19 protein-coding genes and 1 tRNA gene are annotated in these 20,610 nt (G+C 68.6%); 5 read left to right on the forward strand and 15 right to left on the reverse strand.

What is annotated here, in order from left to right; translation table 11 throughout:
• Positions 1-4: 4 nt before the first annotated feature.
• The 5 genes from ACFFN1_RS16750 to ACFFN1_RS16770 form a co-directional block, all read right to left on the reverse strand.
• Complete coding sequence (locus ACFFN1_RS16750) at positions 5-871, reverse strand: FHA domain-containing protein (RefSeq protein ID WP_376842043.1); 867 nt, start codon at positions 869-871, stop codon at positions 5-7.
• Positions 871-1,275, reverse strand: coding sequence for a glycine cleavage system protein GcvH (gene gcvH, locus ACFFN1_RS16755; protein WP_376842044.1), 405 nt, complete (start codon positions 1,273-1,275; stop codon positions 871-873). Before gcvH ends, ACFFN1_RS16750 begins: the two co-directional genes overlap by 1 nt.
• A gap of 108 nt (positions 1,276-1,383) precedes the next feature.
• Positions 1,384-2,295, reverse strand: coding sequence for a DUF881 domain-containing protein (locus tag ACFFN1_RS16760; RefSeq protein ID WP_376842045.1), 912 nt, complete (start codon positions 2,293-2,295; stop codon positions 1,384-1,386).
• 30 nt (positions 2,296-2,325) lie between these two features.
• Complete coding sequence (locus ACFFN1_RS16765; RefSeq protein WP_165882709.1) at positions 2,326-2,658, reverse strand: small basic family protein; 333 nt, start codon at positions 2,656-2,658, stop codon at positions 2,326-2,328.
• Positions 2,655-3,560 (reverse strand): DUF881 domain-containing protein, encoded by a 906-nt coding sequence (locus ACFFN1_RS16770; RefSeq protein WP_376842046.1) that lies wholly within the window; start codon positions 3,558-3,560, stop codon positions 2,655-2,657. The genes ACFFN1_RS16765 and ACFFN1_RS16770 overlap by 4 nt, the downstream gene beginning before the upstream one ends.
• 240 nt (positions 3,561-3,800) lie before the next feature.
• Here ACFFN1_RS16770 and ACFFN1_RS16775 point away from each other — a divergent pair.
• Positions 3,801-3,877, forward strand: a tRNA-Pro gene (locus ACFFN1_RS16775).
• Positions 3,878-3,908: 31 nt separating this feature from the next.
• Here ACFFN1_RS16775 and ACFFN1_RS16780 read toward each other — a convergent pair.
• The gene (locus ACFFN1_RS16780) at positions 3,909-4,412 is read right to left on the reverse strand and encodes a DedA family protein (protein WP_376842047.1); all 504 of its coding nucleotides are present in this window, start codon (positions 4,410-4,412) and stop codon (positions 3,909-3,911) included.
• 167 nt (positions 4,413-4,579) lie between these two features.
• Between ACFFN1_RS16780 and ACFFN1_RS16785 the strand changes: the two genes are divergently transcribed.
• Entirely contained in the window at positions 4,580-8,524 is a 3,945-nt protein-coding gene (locus ACFFN1_RS16785) for a Pls/PosA family non-ribosomal peptide synthetase (protein ID WP_376842064.1), read from the forward strand.
• Entirely contained in the window at positions 8,521-9,828 is a 1,308-nt protein-coding gene (locus ACFFN1_RS16790) for a M1 family metallopeptidase (protein ID WP_376842048.1), read from the forward strand. Before ACFFN1_RS16785 ends, ACFFN1_RS16790 begins: the two co-directional genes overlap by 4 nt.
• 23 nt (positions 9,829-9,851) lie before the next feature.
• On the opposite strand, the gene ACFFN1_RS16795 is transcribed toward ACFFN1_RS16790, so the two are convergent.
• From ACFFN1_RS16795 to ACFFN1_RS16820, 6 genes are all read right to left on the reverse strand, one after another.
• Positions 9,852-10,343: a GNAT family N-acetyltransferase gene (locus ACFFN1_RS16795; protein ID WP_376842049.1), complete on the reverse strand. Its 492-nt coding sequence runs from the start codon at positions 10,341-10,343 to the stop codon at positions 9,852-9,854.
• Between the two features lie 85 nt (positions 10,344-10,428).
• Complete coding sequence (locus ACFFN1_RS16800) at positions 10,429-11,712, reverse strand: MATE family efflux transporter (RefSeq protein WP_376842051.1); 1,284 nt, start codon at positions 11,710-11,712, stop codon at positions 10,429-10,431.
• Positions 11,713-11,882: 170 nt separating this feature from the next.
• Entirely contained in the window at positions 11,883-13,556 is a 1,674-nt protein-coding gene (locus ACFFN1_RS16805; RefSeq protein WP_376842052.1) for a class I adenylate-forming enzyme family protein, read from the reverse strand.
• Positions 13,557-13,656: 100 nt separating this feature from the next.
• Positions 13,657-14,856, reverse strand: coding sequence for an acetyl-CoA C-acyltransferase (locus ACFFN1_RS16810; protein WP_376842053.1), 1,200 nt, complete (start codon positions 14,854-14,856; stop codon positions 13,657-13,659).
• A 59-nt stretch (positions 14,857-14,915) separates the two neighbouring features.
• The gene (locus ACFFN1_RS16815; RefSeq protein ID WP_376842054.1) at positions 14,916-16,070 is read right to left on the reverse strand and encodes an acyl-CoA dehydrogenase family protein; all 1,155 of its coding nucleotides are present in this window, start codon (positions 16,068-16,070) and stop codon (positions 14,916-14,918) included.
• Positions 16,067-16,999: an acyl-CoA dehydrogenase family protein gene (locus tag ACFFN1_RS16820; RefSeq protein WP_376842065.1), complete on the reverse strand. Its 933-nt coding sequence runs from the start codon at positions 16,997-16,999 to the stop codon at positions 16,067-16,069. Before ACFFN1_RS16820 ends, ACFFN1_RS16815 begins: the two co-directional genes overlap by 4 nt.
• Here ACFFN1_RS16820 and ACFFN1_RS16825 point away from each other — a divergent pair.
• Positions 16,910-17,290 (forward strand): LEPR-XLL domain-containing protein, encoded by a 381-nt coding sequence (locus ACFFN1_RS16825; RefSeq protein WP_376842066.1) that lies wholly within the window; start codon positions 16,910-16,912, stop codon positions 17,288-17,290. The two genes, ACFFN1_RS16820 and ACFFN1_RS16825, sit on opposite strands and share 90 nt — an antisense overlap.
• On the opposite strand, the gene fabG is transcribed toward ACFFN1_RS16825, so the two are convergent.
• The 3 genes from fabG to ACFFN1_RS16840 form a co-directional block, all read right to left on the reverse strand.
• Positions 17,259-18,011, reverse strand: coding sequence for a 3-oxoacyl-ACP reductase FabG (gene fabG / locus ACFFN1_RS16830; RefSeq protein ID WP_376842055.1), 753 nt, complete (start codon positions 18,009-18,011; stop codon positions 17,259-17,261). The two genes, ACFFN1_RS16825 and fabG, sit on opposite strands and share 32 nt — an antisense overlap.
• A 65-nt stretch (positions 18,012-18,076) precedes the next feature.
• On the reverse strand, positions 18,077-19,282 hold the full coding sequence (locus ACFFN1_RS16835) for an acyl-CoA dehydrogenase family protein (RefSeq protein ID WP_376842056.1): 1,206 nt from the start codon (positions 19,280-19,282) through the stop codon (positions 18,077-18,079).
• 14 nt (positions 19,283-19,296) lie between these two features.
• Positions 19,297-20,112 (reverse strand): SDR family oxidoreductase, encoded by an 816-nt coding sequence (locus ACFFN1_RS16840; protein ID WP_376842057.1) that lies wholly within the window; start codon positions 20,110-20,112, stop codon positions 19,297-19,299.
• Between the two features lie 126 nt (positions 20,113-20,238).
• On the opposite strand from ACFFN1_RS16840, the gene ACFFN1_RS16845 reads away from it, so the two are divergent.
• Entirely contained in the window at positions 20,239-20,562 is a 324-nt protein-coding gene (locus ACFFN1_RS16845) for an AMP-binding protein (protein ID WP_376842058.1), read from the forward strand.
• Positions 20,563-20,610: the final 48 nt, after the last annotated feature.

Below are 20,610 nucleotides of genomic sequence, written 5' to 3' on the forward strand. Positions count from 1 at the left end.
GAGCTCAGCTGCTGCGAGGACGCTGCTGGAAGATCATCCGGAACTTCCCGATCTGCACGTCTGCGCCGTTCTGCAGTTCGATCGAATCGATGAGCTGGCGACCGACATAGGTGCCGTTGAGCGAGCCCGTGTCACGCAGCGTGAATCCGCTGGGTGTGCGCACGAACTCCGCGTGCTTGCGGGACACGGTCACATCGTCGAGGAAGATGTCGGCGTTCGGGCTGCGGCCGACGGTCACGACATCGGTGTCGAGCAGGATCTGCGCGCCGGCATCCGGGCCGGAGACGACGATGAGCAGCGCATCGGTGTCATGCAGCTGGTTGAGGTCGGCCACCGGGTGGATCTCACCGGTGCGCGGATCGAGGATCGTGGGAACCGGCTGGTCCTGGCCGCTGCCGGGCTGGCTGCCGTAGGCGTTCGGCGAACCCTGCGTGCCGGCTTCCGGCTGTCCCTGCTGCTTCGAGCCGTAACCCTGAGGCTGGGATCCGAACTGCTGCTGGGGCTGAGAGCCGTACTGCTGGGCGTCATAGCCCTGCGGCTGGGAGCCGTACTGCGGCTGCGAACCGTACTGCTGGGCGTCGTAGCCCTGCGGCTGCGAACCGTACTGCGGCTGCTGCGGCTGACCGTAGCTCTGCGGCTGAGCGTACTGCTGCGCGCCGCTCGGACCGCTGCCGTACTGCTTCTGCCTGTCGTAGCCGGGCGCCGGCGCTGCGGGATCGGTCTGTTGGTGTCCGGCGGCGGGCGCGCCAGCGCCGGATTCAGGGGTCTCGCCGGTGTGATAAGGGAACACACGCGCTTCGCGGAAGGACTCGTTGCCGCCGTCGTGCGGCGTCTGGCCCGCTCCGTCTTGCGGGTAGTTCTGCTGGGACATCAGGCTCCCTCGCTTTCCACTGCTGCAGCATACGCGTCTGCATCCATGAGCGTATCAATCTCACTCGGGTCACTCAGCTCCACATCGAGCAGCCACCCCTCACCGTACGGATCGGAGTTGATGACCTCTGGCGCATCTTCCAGAGACTCGTTGACGGCGATGACCTCACCGCTGACCGGAGAGATGATATCGGAAACGCTCTTGGTGCTCTCGACCTCGCCGCACATCTCGCCGGCCGTGACCGTGTCGCCCACCGCAGGAAGGTCGACGAACACAACATCGCCGAGCTGATCCTGCGCGAAGTCGGAGACACCCACACGCACGACGGCGCCCTCACGCGCCTCCGTGACCCATTCGTGGTCACTCGAATACCGCAGTGAGGCTGGGAAGGTCAGGTCGGGCATAGTGTCTCCTGCTCATCGTTGTGGTCTTCCCAGCATAACGGGTCGACGGAATGAAGATAACACTGATGCAGCGGCATTGACATCCGGCTCCGCGAACTGTGCCCGAACTCAGCCGCTGCCCAGCTGCGGAACGACGCTGTCGATGTCGAGGCTGGTCTTCTGGTCGATGAGCATGGAGCCGCCGCGCTTGTCGATCGTGTCGTAGATTCCGCCGGGAATCCGCAGCGCTGTGTCGATCGTGTCCGGCTGGCCGATCGCCCGCACCTGAATCGGCAGATCGATGGCCACGCCTTCGATCTCCAGCCCTCCGGTGGGGGTGTCGGTGAAGTATGTGGAGACGACCACCCGGTGCCCGTTGATCTCGATCGCCTCGGCGCCGGCATCGCGCAGCTCCTGGACGAGGGTGACGAGATTGGACGCCTTCAGCTGGCCGGGCTCTGCGGTGATCGTCGCCTCAACGCCCGGACCGGTGACCGGAACCGTGCCGGTGATGATCTGCATCGACCGGGCCCGCTCGTCCGCCTGCTTCTGCGCAGCCTCCTGCTGGTTGGTCGACGAGCGCAGCTCCTCCTCATCGTCCCGCAGCGAAGCGGACTCCTGCTCCAGACGCTGATTGCGGGAGTCGACATCACCGAGGATGCGGATGAGCTCAGGTTCGGACAGCTGCGAGAACCCGGCGTCGTCGGTCTGCTGCAGCTGGGCGACGAAGGCGAACCCAAGCAGCGCGCACAGCGCACCGGCCAGCAGCTGCGAGCGGCTGGCCCGGAACTGCAGTGCGCGGCGCAGCCGGCTGAGGGAATCGCGCCGGGAGCCCGCCTGCTCCGGCTCGGGATTCGGTCCGGGCAGCTGCGGACCGGATTCGGTGCCCTGCGCGCCCTCGTCCGCCGCTCCCGAGGTGTCCACCCTCGCCGAGGCGTCGCCCGCCTCGGGACCGGTGCTCTCCGCCTCGGGACCGGTGCCGGCCCGCTGCTCACGAGCCAGGGCTTCCCGGCGGGTCATCGGCTGGTCGTCAGAGCTCATGCTCACCTCCTCGCTGCGATCACTCATCGTCTACGCCTTGAACAACTGGCGGCGGATGGCCGCAGCGTTGGTGAAGATGCGGATGCCGAGGACGACGACAACGCCGGTCGACAGCTGCGAGCCGACGCCGAGCTTGTCGCCGAGGAAGACGATGAGCGCGGCGACGAGCGAGTTGGAGAAGAACGAGATGACGAAGACGCGGTCGTCGAAGTTGCCCGAGAGCACAGCCCGCAGACCGCCGGCGAGCGCATCGAGGGCTGCGACCACAGCTATCGGCAGGTACGGCTGGATGACGGCGGGCACTTCGGGATCGAGGACGATCCCGAGGATGATGCCGATGATGAGGCCGATGATCGCGATCACTGTGTCTCCTGAATGTCTGCTGGCTCGTCGCTCTGCAGCTGAGCGTACTGGGATTGTGCCAGTTCGGCGGCGGGGATGGTCAGCTCTGCGGATGTGGCGGCGCTGTAGCCGATGCCGTATTCGCGGCTGATCGTCGCCAGGTAGCTGGCGGCGTCGGTGCGTTCGAGTCGGTCGATGAGATCCTCGGGCCCGGTGGCGGTGATCTCGTACGGCGGGCTGAGCGGATCGTAGTTGACGAGGATCGCACCGCCGGCGCTGCGCACCGCGGTCAGCGTCGTGAGCCGCCGGTCGTTGACGGCCACCGCATACGCACCCGAGGCGAACAGCGCGTTGACGACGATCTGGATGTCCTCGTCGTGGACCTTGTTGCCGGCCTGCTGCCCGGAGCGCGGATCGCCGTCGAACGCCGAGGTGTCCTGGTCGGTGAGCGTCAGCGTCACACCCGGGCCGGTCACCTCGGTCAGAGAGGCCATCTCCGCCAGCCGGTCGAGTTCGCCGCTGCGGTCCGCACCGAGGGCGCTCGTCTGGGCATCGGCCAGGCGCTTCGCGCGGGCCTCATTGGAGGAGGCGAGATCCTCGTTCTCCGCTGAGCGCTCCTCGATCTCCTCGATGAGGTAGTCGGCGGTGCTGCGCTCTCCCCCGCTGCCGCCGGTGAGCTGGACGACAGCGATCGAACCGCTCAGGCCGAGGAACACTGCCACAACACCGGCGATCACCTTGGCGCCCGGGCGCTTCGGGGCACCGGATCGCGCGGCGAGCTCGTAGTCGGGTTCCGGGGTGCGCATCCACAGCGATTCGAGCAGCGAGGAGGAATAGGATTCCCGCTCCGGCCGGGCGCTGCGGGAGTGCAGGCGGCGCTCGGCGAATCTGCGGGCACGCTGAAAGCGTCGCGTCTCAGTCATTCGGCGGCCTCCTTTCGCCTGCGCGCACCGCCGCAGGCGGCCGCGAGAAGATGGTGCACCGGCCCGCGAGCGACTGGGGATGCGGTGCGCGATGTTGGCACCGATCATCTCATGCGCCGGGCGGCTGGCCGTTCAGGTGTGAGGTGTGGCGCAGGAATGCGGGAGTTTTTGCACCCGCCGGGCCGCCGATATACAGTTAGACGAGCCGAATCGGCAGGTGACGCCTGCTTATCGCGGCATCGGGCTATGGCGCAGCTTGGTAGCGCGCTGCACTGGGGGTGCAGAGGTCGTGGGTTCGAATCCCGCTAGCCCGACCATTCTTCCCTCGACCATCTCTTGCCTCGCACATCATTCCTGTGCTGGCAGCACATCCCCGCCCTCTTCGTCCGTCCGGTCGCGCAGTCCGATCGTCAGTCCGATGATCGCAGCGATGAACACCGCCGTCAGACCCAAGGTGACGGCAGGGTTCTGACGGTAGGCCTGCAGCAGTGCGCTGATGCCCACGAGACCGACCGTCGAATAGATGAGCGCCCACACAGCCCCGCCCAGGCCCAGTGCCGGCAGGTAGCGGCGCAGGCTCATCCCGATCGACCCGGCAGCGAGGTTGACGACGGTCTGCACACCGATGAGCAGGAAGCTCACGGCCACCGCCGACGCCCCGTAGCGGCGCAGAATGCGTTCGGCGCGCTGATAGCGCTGGGAGCTGAGGATGCGGTTGATCCGACCGATGCGGCTCACCCCGCGCCGAGCGAGCCGGCCGAGCAGGAAGGTGCCGCCGGCCCGGAAGATGATGACCGCGTACATGATGAGCCACACGACGTACAGCGGCAGGGGCCAGTCAGCAGGGTTCATCTGGCCATCGTAGACCGTTCCCGCGCACACGAGACCTGCCGCAGCCCTGTGATCTCCGCCTCCACCCTGCCGGCCGCGTGATCGGCGGGCCGGTGCGGCGAAGCGACTACGATGCTCACCAAAGGGCTACGATTCACACCAGACCCGCCCGACATCGGAGGAACCCCATCACTGTGCATGCACCGCAGTTCCCGGCAGCGCACCGCGCCGCCCCAGAACGCACGCTCATCGACATCCTCATCGCTGTCGCCACCGACCACCCCGAGGCCCCGGCCCTCGATGACGGAGTCCGCTCCATCACCTATTCGCAGCTGCTGGAGGCCATGCGCGACTTCGGCCATGAGCTCCACGCCGCCGGCGTCGCACCCGGCGACAAGGTCGGCGTGCGGGTGCCCTCAGGCACCCTCGACCTCTACATCGCGATCCTGTCGACCCTCATGATCGGCGCCGCCTATGTGCCCGTCGACGTCGACGACCCGGATGAGCGCGCGGCCACGGTGTTCTCCGAGGCCGCGGTCACCGCTGTCGTCACCGCCGGGATGCAGATCGAGTCGCGGCGCGATCCCGCGACCGAGGCGGTGGCTCCGCTGCGCGCCCCGCAGCCGGATGATGACTGCTGGGTGATCTTCACCTCCGGTTCGACCGGCAAGCCCAAGGGCGTGGCCGTCACCCACCGCTCCGCTGCCGCCTTCGTCGATGCCGAGTCGCGGATCTTCTGCCAGGATGAGCCGATCGGCCCCGGCGACCGGGTGCTCGCAGGACTCTCAGTGGCCTTCGACGCCAGCTGTGAGGAGATGTGGCTGGCGTGGGCGCACGGGGCCTGCCTGGTGCCCGCCCCGCGCGCACTCGTGAAGTCCGGCATGGACCTGGGCCCGTGGCTGGCCGGCCGGCGCATCAGCATCGTCTCGACAGTGCCGACGCTGGCCGCGCTGTGGCCGGCGGAGACGCTCGAAAGTGTGCGGCTGCTGATCTTCGGCGGCGAGGCCTGCCCACCGGAGCTCGCCCAGCGGCTCTCCGACGGCACCCGCGAGGTGTGGAACACCTACGGCCCGACCGAGGCGACCGTCGTCGCCTGCGCAGCCCCGCTCGGCGGGCCCGGCCCGGTGCGCATCGGCCTGCCGCTCGACGGCTGGGATCTGGCGATCGTCGACGCTGCGGGGATCCCGGTCGCCGAAGGCGAGACCGGTGAGCTCATCATCGGCGGAGTCGGCCTGGCCCGCTACCTCGACCCGGCCAAGGATGCCGAGAAGTACGCGCCGATGCCCACGCTCGGCTGGCAGCGCGCCTACCGCTCCGGCGACCTCGTCGTCAACGATCCGGCCGGTCTGCTGTTCGTCGGCCGCGCCGATGAGCAGATCAAGCTCGGCGGCCGGCGCATCGAACTCGGTGAGATCGACGCGGCCCTCCAGGCCCTGCCCGGTGTGGCCGGCGGTGCAGCCGCCGTCAAGGACACCCCAGCCGGCACCCAGCTGCTCATCGGCTATCTCGCCCCGGCCGACACCTCGGCGCCGGCGCCCCTGGCCGACTGGGAGGCCCAGCTGCGCGAGGTGCTCCCGCCTGCCCTCGTCCCCCGCCTGGCGATCGTCGACTCCCTGCCGACGAAGACCTCCGGCAAGGTCGACCGCAATGCCCTGCCGTGGCCGCTGGAGGAGATCCTCGACGATGACTCCGGCGAAGCTGTGCCGGAATCAGCGGCCTGGATCGCCGAGCAGTGGCAGGCCGTGCTCGGCGGCCGGCCGAGCATGGACACCGACTTCTTCACCGCCGGCGGCGGTTCCCTGGCCGCCGCCCAGCTCGTCTCCCGACTGCGCGCCCGCCATTCGACGATCACCGTCGGCGATGTCTACTCCCATCCGCGCTTCGGGGCCCTGGCCGAGCTGTGCCTGGCCGAGGAGGGCGCAGCCAGCACGGCAGCGGGCCGGCACCGCACCGTCGCACGCACCCGCCGGTCGATGCAGTGGCTGCAGACGCTGCTCGGGCTGGTGCTCCACATCCTCTCCGGCATGCGCTGGGTGGTCCTCCTCATGGCCGGGGCGAATCTCGCCGCCTGGCAGGGCGCACCGCTCATCACGACGCCGTGGTGGCTCATCATCGCCCTGTGGGCGGTGTTCGTCTCCGGCTGGGGCAAGATGCTCGTCTCCGCGCTGGCCGCCCGCGCCCTCATGGCCGGTGTGGGTCCGGGCGTGTATCCGCGCTCCGGCAGCGTGCACCTGCGGCTGTGGCTGGCTGAGCACATCCAGGATCTCGCCGGCGCAGTGTCGGTCGCCAACGCCCCGTGGGTGACGTGGTATGCCCGCCTGCTCGGCAACCGGATCGGCCGCGATGTCGACATGCACACGATCCCGCCGGTCACCGGCCTGCTGACGATCGACCGCGGTGCCGCCGTCGAACCGGAGGTCGATCTCAAGGGCTGGTGGGTCGACGGCGATCTGCTGCGCATCGGCACCGTCGACATCGGCCGCGATGCCACCGTCGGAGCCCGTTCGACGCTCATGCCCGGCACCCGCATCGGCCCGGATGCCCACATCGAACCCGGTTCGGCAGTCACCGGCCGGGTGCGTAAGAACCAGGTGTTCTCCGGCTCCCCGGCGGTGCGGATCGGCAAGAAGAAGCGCACCTGGCCGGATCCGCCGGACAAGCGGGCACGCACCCCGTTCCTGCTCTATGCGCTCGGCTCCCAGCTGCATGCGCTCATCCCCTATATCGCGCTCGTCCCCGGGGTGGCGCTGATGCTCGCAGTGGCCGGGCCCGAGGTGTTCGCCCAGCCGCTGACGTTGCTCGCCTGGGCACCGGTGCAGGCTCTCATCTGGTTCCTCACCACCGCGGTGCTCGTGGTGCTGGCGGTGCGCGGCCTGGCGATCGGGATGCGCGAGGGCCTGTTCCCTGTCCGGTCGATGATGGGCTTCCGGCTGTGGGCCACCGAACGCATCCTCGATATGGCCCGCGAACTGCTCTTCCCGCTCTATGCGAGCCTCTTCACCCCGATCTGGCTGCGGATCCTCGGCGCGAAGGTCGGCCGCAATGTCGAGGTCTCCACGGTGCTGCTCGTGCCGTCGATGACGCAGATCGCCTCCGGGGCGTTCCTCGCCGATGACACGATGGTCGCCTCCTACGATCTGGGCCACGGCTGGATGCGCATCGGCCGGGCGAAGGTCGGCAAGCGCGCCTTCCTCGGCAACTCCGGCATCGCCGCGGCCGGGCGCCGGGTGCCGAAGAACGCACTCGTCGCCGTGCTCTCAGCGGCTCCTGCCAAGGCGAAGAAGGGCAGTTCGTGGATCGGCACCCCGCCGGTCGAGCTGCGCCGCAGCGAGGTCGACGCCGATGACTCGCTGACCTACAACCCGCCGCAGCGGCTGAAGTTCGCCCGCGGCTGCTGGGAGGTGCTGCGCAGCCTGTCCGTCATGACCGCCGGGCTGCTCATCACCGGGCTGCTCATCGCCCTCTACGGGCTGCTCTCGTCAGGTGAAGCGCTCGCACAGGCGACCGGCGCCTCGGGGGCGGTGCTCGCCCCGCTGACCCTCATCGCCGGCTCCGGTGCCGTCATGATGGCTGCCGGCGCAGTCGCTGCCGGCATCGCCGTCATCGCCAAGTGGGTGTTCGTCGGCCGTACGAAGCCCAGCGAGCATCCGCTGTGGTCGAGCTTCATCTGGCGCAATGAGGTCGCCGACTGCTTTGTTGAGCTCATCGCCGCGCCTTGGTTCGCCCGCACCGCCGTCGGCACGCCCGCACTCGTGTGGTTCCTGCGCGCGCTCGGCGCGAAGATCGGCCACGGCGTGTGGTGCGAGACCTACTGGCTGCCGGAAGCCGATCTCGTGACCCTGGCCGACAATGCGACCGTCAACCGCGGCTGCGTTGTGCAGACCCACCTGTTCCACGACCGGGTGATGTCGCTCGACACCGTCACCCTCGATCCGGGCGCCACGCTCGGACCCAACAGCGTCATCCTGCCGGCGGCCACGATCGGCCAGGCCGCAACGGTCGGGCCGACCTCGCTCGTCATGCGCGGCGAGTTCGTGCCCCCGCACGCCTACTTCTCCGGCAACCCCGTCGTGCCCTGGATCGATGCACCCGCCCTGCCGCAGAACCCGACCACCTCCGAGGACCATCGTTGACCCCTGCTGACTCCTACACTCCCGACTCCGGCACATCCGAACTGAGCGTCGAACACTACGATCTGACGCTCGACTATCGGATCGTGCCCAACCGGCTGGCCGGTCACGCCCAGCTGCGGGTGCGGCTGCGGGCGCAGACCTCTGAGCTCGCGCTCGATCTGGCCGGGCTGCGGGTGACGAAAGCGACGATCGACGGCGCCCGGGTGCGCTGGCGTCAGCACGGCCGCAAGCTCACCCTGCACGCCCGCCGGGAGTATCCGCGTGATGCCCTGCTCAACGTCGAGATCGCCTACAGCGGCAATCCGGAGCCGGCGATGGGCATGTGGGGCGACGTGGGTTGGGAGGAGCTCGAAGACGGGGTGCTCGTCGCCGGCCAGCCCAACGGCGCAGCCACCTGGTTCCCGTGCAATGACCATCCTTCGAACAAGGCGAGCTACCGGATCTCCGTGCTCGTCGAATCGCCCTACACCGTCATCTCCAACGGCCGGCTCGTGACGACCTCCCGGAAGGCCGGGCGCACCCGCTGGGTGTGGGAGTCGAAGGCGCCGCTGGCCCCGTACCTGGCGACGGTGCAGATCGGGCAGTACGAGCGCACCGAGCTCGCCCCGCTCGGGCGTCCCGGACCGGTGCCGCTGACGGTGGCCTGCTCACGCAGTATGCGGCAGAAGGCCCACCGGGCGCTGGCCAAGCAGCATAACATGATGCAGGTGTTCAGCGACTGGTTCGGCCCCTATCCCTTCGACCACTACGGCGTCGTCGTCACCGATGATGTGCTTGAGATTCCGCTGGAGTCCCAGCCGCTGTCGATCCTGGGGCCCAACCATCTCGAGGCCACCTGGGAGGCTGAGCGGCTCGTCGCCCATGAGCTCGCCCACCAGTGGTTCGGCAACTCGCTGACGCTGGGCCAGTGGTCTGATATCTGGCTGAATGAGGGCTTCGCCTGCTATGCCGAATGGCTGTGGGCTGAGGCCGCTGAGCGCGGCACCGCCGATGAGCTGGCCCGGGTGCACTGGAACCTGCTCGACAGCCAGCCGCAGAACCTCGTGCTCGCCGATCCGGGACCGGCCGATATGTTCGATGACCGGATCTACAAGCGCGGTGCGCTCACCCTGCATGCCCTGCGCAGGCGGATCGGCGATGAGAGCTTCCGCCGGCTGCTGCAGGCGTGGACGCAGCAATATCAGCATGGCCATGTCTCCACTGAGGACTTTCTGCGCCTGGCAGCCGAGATCACCGGCGAGTCGATCTCCCCGATCGTCGATCCGTGGCTGTATGAGGAGAAGCTGCCGCGCCTGCCCCACTGAGCCGGCGGCAGGCGGCTGCCGGTTCAGACCCGGCGGAGCATGATATCAGCTTCGCCGGAGCGGCCGACGTCGAAGAAGCCGAGCTGGCTGAAGAGGTGCTTGGACATGTTCCCATCGGCCACCGACAGGCTGAGCGCCGGATAGCCCGACACGGCGGCCAGTCGGCACAGGGTGTGCAGCAGCTGGCGACCGGCACCTCGGCCCTGGGCCTCTGCTGCCACGGCGATCGCCACCTCGGGAATGTCATCAGCGACCCAGCCGTAGCCGGGCGGGTCGCTCAGCAGCCGGCACCAGGCCGCCCCGACCGGCTGCTCCTCATCCCATGCGATGACGGCGATATCACCTGCACGGCCCCAGCCGTCGAGATAGGCGGCGAGCTGGTCATCAGCGTCGATGGCGGAGCGGTCGAGCTCCGGGGCGCCGGGCGACCAGTTGATGCACTGCAGCAGGAACGGAGTGAGCAGCTCGCGGACCTCGGCAGCGGTGCGGTCTGCCGGCAGTGGTGTGATGTGCATGGGGTTCCTCTCCATTCAGGGCGTGCACCAGCATAGTCGCTGCTCGGCGTGGCGAAAGCCCAGGACACACGCGGCGCGTCACGGTTCAGGAGCGGTCGGCGACCGCCTCGGCGCGGCGGATCCAGCCGTCGTTGCGGACCCGCCAGCCCAGGCCGAGTGCGCGCATCGCGACGAAGCCGAGACCGAAGCAGGCCCACAGCACGGTAACGGTCGGCCACTGGGTGTAGATGAGCGCGAGGATGCCGCAGTAGAGCAGGAAGGCGCTCAGCTGGGCGAAGGCGAGATAGCGGGCGTCCTCGGCGCCCATGAGCACCCCGTCGAGGGTGAAGACATAGCCGGCGACCGGCATGCCGATCGCAAGCACGATGATGAGCGGCATGAGCAGGCTGCGCACCGCCGGGTCCGAGGTGAAGACATAGCCGATGAGCGGTGAGAGGACGGCGAGGACGATGCCGACGAGCACGCCGAAGCCGATGCCCCACTGGATGAGCCGCCGGTTGATCGCCGCGACCCGCTGCCGGTTGCGGTGGCCCAACTGCAGGCCGATCATCGCCTGCCCGGCGATGGCGAGCGCGTCGAGGACGAGGGCGAGGGAGTTGAACAGCGTCTGGATGATCTGGACGGCCGCCAGCTGCACGGTGCCCAGGCCCGTGGCGAGCACGATGAGCACGATCATGGCTGCGCGCAGCGACATATTGCGCACCAGCAGCCATCCGGAGGTCCGCGCAGAGGCGAGCACCCCGGACCAGTCCGGGCGCACCGGCGCCCGGTGCCGCCGGGCCGCACGCACCGCGATGACGAGGTAGATCGCGCACATGCCGACATGCGCCAGCACCGAGCCGAGGGCGGAGCCGGCGACCCCCATGCCGAAGCCGTAGATGAACACGGCGTTGAGCGCGATGTTGGCGAGGAATCCGCCGACGGCCACCCGCAGCGGGGTCTTCGTGTCCTGCAGACCGCGCAGCAGTCCGGTGGCGGCGATGACGGTGAGCATGAACGGCAGTCCCCACCAGGAGATGGCGAGGTAGGAGTGGGCGCCGGCGGCCACCTCGGGCGTGGGATGGAACCAGGAGATCGGCACATCCAGCAGCGGCAGTCCGAGGGCCAACAGCACAAGCGAGGTCAGCAGCGCCAGCCAGATGCCGTCGAAGCCGGCTCCGATCGCTGCCGGGACATCGCCTTCGCCCAGCTTGCGCGCCACCCGCGGGGTGGTGGCGTAGGCGAGGAAGATCATGAGGCCGAGGACCGTATGCAGGATCGTCGCCGCGATCGCCAGGGCGCCGAGCGCATCCGGTCCCACATGCCCGATCATCGCCGTGTCGGCGAGCAGGAAGACCGGTTCGGCGGCAAGCGCGCCGAGAGCTGGCACAGCCAGGGCGAGGATCTCCTTGTCGAGGACGCGCGTGCGGGAGGTGATCGGGACGGCCTTTCAGTCGACGGGCGGCTGCGATGCGCCGCGGACGGACAGAGCGAGAGGCGGGCGCCGGGTGGCGTCCGCCTCTCAATCATATTCCCCGCTGTCGCCGGGGTGCGGCCGTCTCAGCTCGCCTGCTCGGCAGCCTGTTCGGCGCCCATCCGGCGCATCTCGCGGCGCAGGATCTTGCCCGAGGCGGTCTTGGGCAGCGCTTCGATGAAGCTGATCGTGCGCGGGGCCTTGTAGGAGGCCAGGTGTTCGCGGCAGTAGGCGATGAGGTCCTCGCCGGTGACCTCGGCGCCCGGCTGCAGGCTGACGAAGGCGGTGACCGATTCGCCGCGGTACTCATCGGGCACGCCGACGACGGCGGCTTCGAGCACGGCCGGGTGGTTGTAGAGGACGTCTTCGATCTCGCGCGGCCACACTTTGAAGCCGGAGGCGTTGATCATGTCCTTCTTGCGGTCGACGATGAACACCCAGCCGTCGGCGTCGATGAAGCCGACGTCACCGGTCCTGAGCTCGCCGTCGGGGATCTCCGAGGCGGTGGCTGACGGGTTGTTGATGTATTCGCCGACGACCATCGGGCCGCGCACGCAGATCTCGCCGATCTCGCCCGGGCCGAGCTCAGCGCCGAGGTCGTCGAGGATCCGCACGACGACGCCGGGCACCGGCAGGCCGCAGGACAGGTTGCCGCTGTCCGGGTCGACGGGGGCGCGCATGCCCGGTGGGACGACGACGCACTGGGCGGTCGTCTCGGTCAGCCCGTAGCCCTGGCCGATGTAGTGGCCGGTGCGCTCTTCGAACTTCCGCACGATCGCATCCGGCAGCGGCGCGCCGCCGGACATGAGCGATTTGAAGGAGTCGAAGGCATCGGTGTCGAAGGTCGGGTGGGCGAGCAGCGCCATATAGGCGGTGGCCGGTCCGGCCATGTACTGCGGCTTCTCGCGGCGGAAGATCTCCAGGGTGCTGGCCGGTTCGAAGCGGTAGTTCATCGCCAGGGCCGCGCCGATGGCGGCTGAGGCGATGAACTGGCAGACGAAGCCGGTGATGTGGAAGACCGGCGCGAGGGTGAAGATGACGTCGTTCTCGTCCAGCCCCTGGTGGATGCCGAGGGCCAGGGAGTTGACGGTGACGCCGCGGTGGGTGACGGCTGCGCCCTTCGACCGTCCCGAGGTACCGGAGGTGTAGCCGATGATCGCGGTGTCGTCCGGGGTCAGCTCCGGCGCCGGGACGGTGCGGCCGTCATTGGCCTTCACAACGTCGAGAAGCTCTGCGCAGCCGGTGTCGTAGTGGTCGGCGAAGATGCCGAAGATGCGCTCGTCGTTCGTCGTCTGGAAGTCGGTGTCCTTGCAGGTGAGCACCCATTCGAGGCCCTGGCAGTAGTCCTTGACGCGGTCGAGGTAGGCGGCAGCGGAGACGACGAGGCCGCGGATGCCGGAGTCGGCGAAGATGTGTGCGAGCTCATCGCGGTACATCGGGTTGAGCGGCACCGGGATCGCGCCGATCTTCCACGCACCGAACACGGCGATGTGGTAGTGCGGGGTGTTCTGCAGGTAGACGCCGATCCGGTCGCCGGCGCCGATGCCCTCATCGGTGAGCCAGGCGCCGAAGGCCTCGGCCTGCCGATCGATCTCAGCCCAGGTGGGTTCGTATCCGAAGTAGGTGATGGCGCGGCGGTCGGGGAACCGCTCGACGGTGTCGCGCAGCAGCTGGTCACCGGTGCTGTGGGGCACAGGTTCGGACAGCTGCGGCAGATGGGCGTAGGTCTTGAGCCAGGGCTGGGTCTCCGAAATGCTCATCATCTCTCCTCGGATCGTCATTTTCGGAAGGGTTGAGGGTGCTCCCGGCGGCTCATGGGCGGCCGCCGGGAACAGCTCTGCGCACAGGCAGAGCAGGGGGTCAGCAGACTTCGAACAGCCCGGCAGCGCCCATGCCGCCGCCGATGCACATGGTGACGACGACGTACTTAGCGCCGCGTCGCCTGCCCTCGATGAGGGCGTGGCCGGTGAGCCGGGAACCGGTCATCCCGTAGGGGTGGCCGACAGAGATGCCGCCGCCGTCGACGTTGTAGCGCTCCGGGTCGATGCCGAGCCGGTCGCGGCAGTACAGCGCCTGCACGGCGAAGGCCTCATTCAGCTCCCACAGGTCGATGTCGTCGACGGTGAGGCCGTGCTGGTCGAGCAGCTTCGGCACCGCGAACACCGGGCCGATGCCCATCTCATCCGGCTCGCAGCCTGCGACGGCCATGCCGCGGTAGATGCCCAGCGGCTCCAGCCCGCGGCGGGAGGCCTCGTCATCGGACATGAGCACCGCCGCCGAGGCGCCGTCGGAGAGCTGCGAGGCATTGCCGGCGGTGATCGACGGGTGAGCGGAGGCGACACCGGGTTCGAGCACCGGGTTGAGGCCGGCCAGCCCCTCCAGGGTGGTCTGCGGGCGGTTGCCCTCGTCCTTCGTCAGCGTGACGGTCTGCTCCGAGATCTCCTTCGTCTCCTTGTCCTGGATCAGCTGCACCGACTCCAGCGGCACGATCTCGGCATCGAGGCGGCCGGCCTCCTGGGCGGCGGCAGTGCGCATCTGGGATTCATAGGCGTAGGCGTCCTGGTCCTCGCGGGAGACCCCGTAGCGCTCGGCGACGACCTCGGCGGTGTGGAGCATCGGCAGGTACAGGCCCGGGATGTTCTCGACCAGCCACGGATCCCTGGCGCGGAAGGTGTTCATCTTGTCGTTCTGCACCAGTGAGATCGATTCGACACCGCCGCCGACGGCGATCTTCATCCCATCGTGGATGATCTGCTTGGCAGCCGTGGCGATCGCCATGAGGCCGGAGGAGCACTGCCGGTCGATCGTCATGCCGGAGACGGTGACGGGCAGGCCGGCGCGCAGGGCCGACTGGCGGGCGACATTGCCGCTCTGGGAGCCCTGCTGCAGCGCCGCACCGAGGATCACGTCGTCGACTTCAGCACCCTCGATGCCGGCGCGTTCGACAGCATGGCGGATGGCGTGGCCGGCGAGTTCCTGCGGCTGGGTGTTGTTGAAGGCGCCGCGATAGGCCTTGCCGATCGGGGTGCGGGCGGTGGAGACGATGACTGCGTCTGTCATGGGTGTCCTTTCTGGATGACGAGGGGCGCCTCGTTGAGTCTATGTCGTCAGCGTGACCTTCAGCACACGGGCAGGTCGATGAGTGCGGCCAGCGCCGCGCGGTTGGCCGCTGGGTGCCCGAGGATGAGCTCGCCGGCCTTGGCCCGTTTGAGCAGCAGGTGGATGGGATACTCCCAGGTCATGCCGTTGCCGCCGTGCAGCTGCACGGCTTCCTCCGTGGCCTGCACTGCGACCGGGGCGGCGTAGGCGAGCGCGGTGAGTGCGCAGATCTGCGCTTCGTGCAGATCCTCCTCCCCGCGCTGCCAGTTCGCTGCCGTCTGAGCGGCGTAGGTGGCCGCCGCATCGGCCTGGCGGACGGCCAGCCACAGCTCGGCCAGCCGGTGCTTGATCGCCTGATAGGAGCCGATCGCGCGCCCGAACTGCACGCGGGTGCGCACGTAGTCCAGGGTGGTGGAGAACGCCTGGGCTGCGGTGCCGGCGAGTTCGGCGGCCAGCGCCACCTGCCCAGCGAGCGTCGCAGCCTCCACCGCGGCCACCGCCTCGGCGCCGGTGGCGATGACGCGTGCCGGCGCGCTGTCGACGGTGACGTCGGCGAGTCTGCGGGTCTCGTCCAGGCTGAGGAATGGTGCGATGTGCGCGTCTGCCGGGTCGATGACGACGATCGTCGTGTCCTCCCCGCTGCCGAGCACGGCGATGAGATCATCAGCGCCTGCTGCCTCCATGACGCCTGCGATGGTGCCGCTGACGTGCACGGTCGCCGGATCCGGCACGGCTCGCGCAGTATCCGCGCCCGAGGCGGTGGCCGCCGTCAGTCCGCTGGCCAGGGTGGGGCTGGTGGCGGGGAAGGCGACGGCGGCATACCGCTCGCCTGCCGCCAGCGCGGCTGCCAATTCACGGTCCCCGGCGTGGGCTGCCAGCGTGGTGGCGATGACGCCGGAGCTGAGGAAGCGCAGCGGGGCGGCATGCCGGCCGATCGCGTGGGCGACGACGGCGGCTTCGGCGAGGCTGGCGCCGGCTCCGCCGTCTGCTTCGGGGACGAGCAGTCCGGCGAGCCCGAGTTCGCGGGCCCACCCGTCGTTGAGTTCACGGGAGGCGATGGCAGGGTCGTCGTACACCTCGGCGACGGTGCCGGGATCGCAGCGTTCGGTGAGGAAAGCGCGCACGGTGCGCCTGAGGTCGGCGGCCAGCTCGGTGTCGAGCATCTCGATGGTCATCTGGGCAGGTCCTTGAACGGCAGGTCTTTGTCGGTGCGGTGTTCGCCGGGCAGTCCGAGGACGCGTTCGGCGATGATGTTGCGGATGATCTCGCTGGTGCCGCCTTCGATCGAGTTGCCCTTCGCGCGCAGGTACCGGTAGACCGGCGTGCGGCCGGTCATCGAATAGTGCGCGGGCCGGCGCATCTCGTAGCTGTCATGCCGCAGCCCGTCGATCCCGCGCATCCGCACGTCGAGGGCGGAGAGCTGCTGGGCGTTGCGCGCAAACGACAGCTTCGCGCCGGATCCTTCGGGTCCGGGCTGACCGGCGGCGACCTGCTGGGCGGTGCGCTCTCCGAGCATCCGTGCGGCTTCGGATTCGACCCACAGCCGCATGAGCTCATCGTGCAGCAGCGTATCGCGCACCTCCGGCTGCTTGCGCCAGGCCTCGGTGACGACACCGAGCATGCCGCCTTCGCGCGGTGCTCCCCCGCCGATCGCCACCCGTTCGTTGTTCAGCGTCGTGTTCGCGATCTTCCAGCCCTCACCGGGCGCACCGAGGCGCATGGATGCAGGCACCGGCACATCGGTGAGGAACACTTCGTTGAATTCGGCCTCGCCGGTGATCTGGCGCAGCCCGCGGGTTTCGACGCCGGGGGCGTGCATGTCAAGCAGGAAGTAGCTCATTCCGCGGTGCTTGGGCACACTCGGGTCGGTGCGGGCGATGAGAATCGCCAGGTCGGCATTGTGTGCTCCGGACGTCCACACCTTCTGCCCGGTCACCCGGTAGGTGTCCCCGTCGAGCACGGCCTTCGTTGCGACGGCGGCGAGGTCGGAACCGGCGCCGGGTTCGCTGAAGAGCTGGCAGACGATCGTCTCAAGCGTGTAGATGCGCTTGAGCCACGTCTTCTGCTCAGCGCTGCCGTAGGCGGCGATGGTAGGGGCGGCCATGCCGAAGCCGATCGCGTTGTCGTGCGGGTCCGGCCGGTGCAGCCCGGCGGCGTCGACGGCGGCATCGGCGTAGTCCTGCAGGCTCGCCGAGACGCCCAGGCCGCCAGCACCCTGCGGGAAGTTCACCCAGGCCAGGCCGTGGTCGTAGAGCAGCCCGGCGTGCGCGGCCGGCGCTGCCGCCTCGGGTCCGGTGAGCCCGGCGGCCGCGGCTGCGGCTGCCGCGACCGCCTCGTCAATGCGTGCGTGTGCGCTCACCGGATCAGTCCTTGGGTCCGCCGGCGACGTAGATGACCTGGCCGGAGACGAAGCCGGCTCCTTCGCTGGCGAGGAACGAGGCGGTGTGGGCGATGTCCTCGGGCTTGCCGGAGCGGGCCACCGGGATCTGGCTGACGGCCATGGCGACGAAGTCGTCGAACTCGACGCCGACGCGCTCGGCAGTCGCCTTCGTCATATCGGTTTCGATGAAGCCCGGGGCGATCGCGTTGGCGGTGACGCCGAACTTGCCGAGCTCGATCGCGTACGTCTTCGTCATCCCCTGGATGCCGGCCTTGGCAGCCGAGTAGTTCGTCTGCCCGCGGTTGCCGAGCGCTGAGGTCGAGGACATCGAGATGATGCGGCCGAACTTCTGCTCGACCATGTGGGACTGGCAGGCCCTGGTCATGAGGAAGTTGCCGGTCAGGTGGACGTCGAGGACCTTCGTGAAGTCAGCCGGGGTCATCTTGAACAGCAGGTTGTCCTTGATGATGCCGGCGTTGTTGACGAGCACGGTCGGGGCGCCGAGCTCCTCAGCGGTGCGCTGAACGGCGGCGTCGGCTTGGTCCTCATCGGTGATGTCGGCGCCGATGCCGATGGACTGTCCGCCGGCTGCGCCGATGCGGGCGACGACGTCCTGGCAGGCGTCTTCGCTCAGGTCGACGACGGCGACCTTCATGCCGTCGGCGGCCAGCCGCTCGGCGATCGCGGCGCCGATTCCGCGGGCGCCTCCGGTGACGATAGCGGTGCGCTGGGTCATGGATTCTCCTTCAGGTTCGGGGTGTGTGCGGTCAGGTGGTTCTGCGAGTCAGGTGGTTCTGCAGGTCAGGATGCGTACTTGCGCAGCTCACGGCGGGCGATGGTCATCTTGTGGACCTCATCGGCGCCGTCGACGATGCGCAGGGTGCGGGCATGGGAGTACATCTCGGCCAGTGGGAAGTCATCGGTCACACCGGCGCCGCCGTGGACCTGGATGGCCCGGTCGATGACGCTCAGGGCGGCCTTCGGGGCGGCGACCTTGATCTCGGAGATGAGGTTGCGGGCCTCCTTGTTGCCGACCTTATCCATCATGTCAGCGGCATGCAGGGTCAGCAGGCGGGCCTGGTCGATGTCGACGCGGGATTCGGCGATCCAGTCCTGGATGTTGGCCTTGGCTGCCAGCGGCTGACCGAACACGACGCGCTCATGTGCACGGCGGCACATGAACTCCAGGGCGCGCTCGGCCATGCCGATGGCGCGCATGCAGTGGTGGATGCGGCCGGGCCCGAGGCGGGCCTGGGAGATCGCGAATCCCTCGCCTTCGCCCTTGAGCACGTCCTTGGCTTCGACCCGCACATCGGTGAAGGTCACCTCGGCGTGGCTTTCGCGGTCGAGGTAGCCGAAGACCGGCAGGGAGCGGACGATCTCGACACCGGGGGCGTCGGTGGGCACGACCATCATCGACTGCTGGCGGTGATTCTCGGCGTTCGGGTCGGTCTTGCCCATGACGATGAGGACCTTGCAGTCCGGGCGGGCACCATTGGAAGTGAACCATTTCCGGCCGTTGAGGATGTAGCCGTCGCCGTCCTTCTCCATGCTCATCTCGATATTGGTGGCATCCGAGCTGGCCACGGCCGGTTCGGTCATCGCGAACCCGGAGGCGATCTCACCGTCGAGCAGCGGGCGCAGGTACTTCTCCTTGTGCTCATCGGTGCCGAAGAGCGTAAAGACCTCCATGTTGCCGGTGTCCGGGGCGTTGCAGTTCGTCGCCTCGGGCGCCAGGTTTGGGGAACGGCCCATGATCTCGGCCAGTGGGGCGTATTCGAGGTTCGTCAGGCCCGGGCCCCATTCCTCGTGCGGGTGGAAGAGGTTCCACAGTCCCCTGGACCGGGCTTCGCCCTTGAGCTCCTGGAGGATCGGCGGGACGGCATGCGGGTCGTCCTGGGCTGCCATCTGCTCGCGGTAGACGGGTTCGGCTGGATAGATGTGGGAGTCCATGAAGGACTCCAGCTTCTCGCGCAGCTCCTTGGCGCGGTCGGTCTCGTCAAACATCGCTGGCCTTTCTCTCAGGTGTTGTCGTGTGTGCCGGCCTCGGCTCTGAGCCAGGCCTGGTAGCGGCGCATACCGCGCAGCCATCGGTCGTAGTCGGAGCCCTTCATCTGGAACATCTCGGCGACTTCCGGGTGGGGCAGGATGAGGAACGTGCCGTCGTCGATCGCGTCCATGACGCAGGCGGCGACGTATTCGGGGCTGAGCAGCTCACCGGCTTCGGCGACCGAACGGCTGGCAACGCGTTCGGCGGGGTCCGCGCTGTCGAGCCCGGCCATGAGCAGTTCGGTGCGCACGCCCATCGGGCACAGGCAGGCGACCTGGATGCCGTCCTCGCCGTAGGTGATGGACAGCCATTCGGCGAAGGCGAGCGCGGCGTGCTTGGACACGGCGTAGCCGGCCTGCCCGATCTGGGTCAGCAGGCCCGCCGCCGAGGCAGTGGAGACGAAGCAGCCTGCTCCCCTGGCCTGCCAGGTGGGGATGAGCGCCTGGGCGGCGCGGATGTGGGCGCACAGGTTGATGTCGAGGACCGCGTCCCAGTCGGCGTCGGATGCGCCGAGCCCGCGCGCACCGGCAATGCCGGCATTGGCGACGTAGAGGTCGATCTCACCGAGTTCGGCGCGGGTGCGGGCGAGGAGTTCGGTGATGCCGTCTTCGGATGCGCAGTCGCCCTGCCAGGCACGGCAGCCGAGTTCAGAGGCGACCACGGAGACCGTGTCGGCGACGTCGGCGAGCATCACGAAGGCGCCGCGCTCGATGAGCTGTGCGGCGATGGCCCGGCCGATGCCGCCGGCGCCGCCGGTGACGACGGCGACTGCGCCTGAGACGTCCATGGGTACCCCTTCTGAAGAATTCTCCTGCTGCGTCTGTGATGCAGGTGACATCTCAACTTATAGTTGACGTGAGCGTCAATTTCAAGAACTAACGAACGAACGTTTACCTCCTGGAAGGAGATCCTCATGTCGCAGGTGTCGCTTCTCGACCCGCTGCTGGAGCACGCGCGCACCAGGCCGGAGCACATCGCGGTGCGCGGCCCGCGCGCCGCGCAGCGCATATCCCTGACCTACCGGCAGTTCGTCGATGCGATCGCTGCTCGCGCACGCGAGCTGCAGGCCGCCGGACTCCAACCAGGTGAACGCGTCGGCCTCATCGCCCCGACCTGCCCGGAGTTCCTCATCGAGTTCTTCGCAGTCGAGGCCTGCGGGGCGATCACCGTGTGCCTCAATCCGGCTCTTCGGACATCCGGTGGGGGTGAGGTTCGTCGGGTGCTGGTTGGCGGGTAGGGGTCGAGGTCCCCGAGGATCAGAAGCGCTAACCACCTGATCTACCAC

The sequence above is a fragment of the Brevibacterium otitidis genome, assembly GCF_042429315.1.
Taxonomy (GTDB): domain Bacteria; phylum Actinomycetota; class Actinomycetes; order Actinomycetales; family Brevibacteriaceae; genus Brevibacterium; species Brevibacterium otitidis.

Bases quoted from the DNA above. Each gene is read 5' to 3' on its own strand.
- ACFFN1_RS16750 (WP_376842043.1), bottom strand. From the start codon at position 871: ATGTCCCAGCAGAACTACCCGCAAGACGGAGCGGGCCAGACGCCGCAC.
- gcvH (WP_376842044.1), bottom strand. From the start codon at position 1,275: ATGCCCGACCTGACCTTCCCAGCCTCACTGCGGTATTCGAGTGACCAC.
- ACFFN1_RS16760 (WP_376842045.1), bottom strand. From the start codon at position 2,295: ATGAGCTCTGACGACCAGCCGATGACCCGCCGGGAAGCCCTGGCTCGT.
- ACFFN1_RS16770 (WP_376842046.1), bottom strand. From the start codon at position 3,560: ATGACTGAGACGCGACGCTTTCAGCGTGCCCGCAGATTCGCCGAGCGC.
- ACFFN1_RS16780 (WP_376842047.1), bottom strand. From the start codon at position 4,412: ATGAACCCTGCTGACTGGCCCCTGCCGCTGTACGTCGTGTGGCTCATC.
- ACFFN1_RS16795 (WP_376842049.1), bottom strand. From the start codon at position 10,343: ATGCACATCACACCACTGCCGGCAGACCGCACCGCTGCCGAGGTCCGC.
- ACFFN1_RS16805 (WP_376842052.1), bottom strand. From the start codon at position 13,556: ATGAGCATTTCGGAGACCCAGCCCTGGCTCAAGACCTACGCCCATCTG.
- ACFFN1_RS16810 (WP_376842053.1), bottom strand. From the start codon at position 14,856: ATGACAGACGCAGTCATCGTCTCCACCGCCCGCACCCCGATCGGCAAG.
- ACFFN1_RS16815 (WP_376842054.1), bottom strand. From the start codon at position 16,070: ATGACCATCGAGATGCTCGACACCGAGCTGGCCGCCGACCTCAGGCGC.
- ACFFN1_RS16820 (WP_376842065.1), bottom strand. From the start codon at position 16,999: ATGGCCGCCCCTACCATCGCCGCCTACGGCAGCGCTGAGCAGAAGACG.
- fabG (WP_376842055.1), bottom strand. From the start codon at position 18,011: ATGACCCAGCGCACCGCTATCGTCACCGGAGGCGCCCGCGGAATCGGC.
- ACFFN1_RS16835 (WP_376842056.1), bottom strand. From the start codon at position 19,282: ATGTTTGACGAGACCGACCGCGCCAAGGAGCTGCGCGAGAAGCTGGAG.
- ACFFN1_RS16840 (WP_376842057.1), bottom strand. From the start codon at position 20,112: ATGGACGTCTCAGGCGCAGTCGCCGTCGTCACCGGCGGCGCCGGCGGC.
- ACFFN1_RS16845 (WP_376842058.1), top strand. From the start codon at position 20,239: ATGTCGCAGGTGTCGCTTCTCGACCCGCTGCTGGAGCACGCGCGCACC.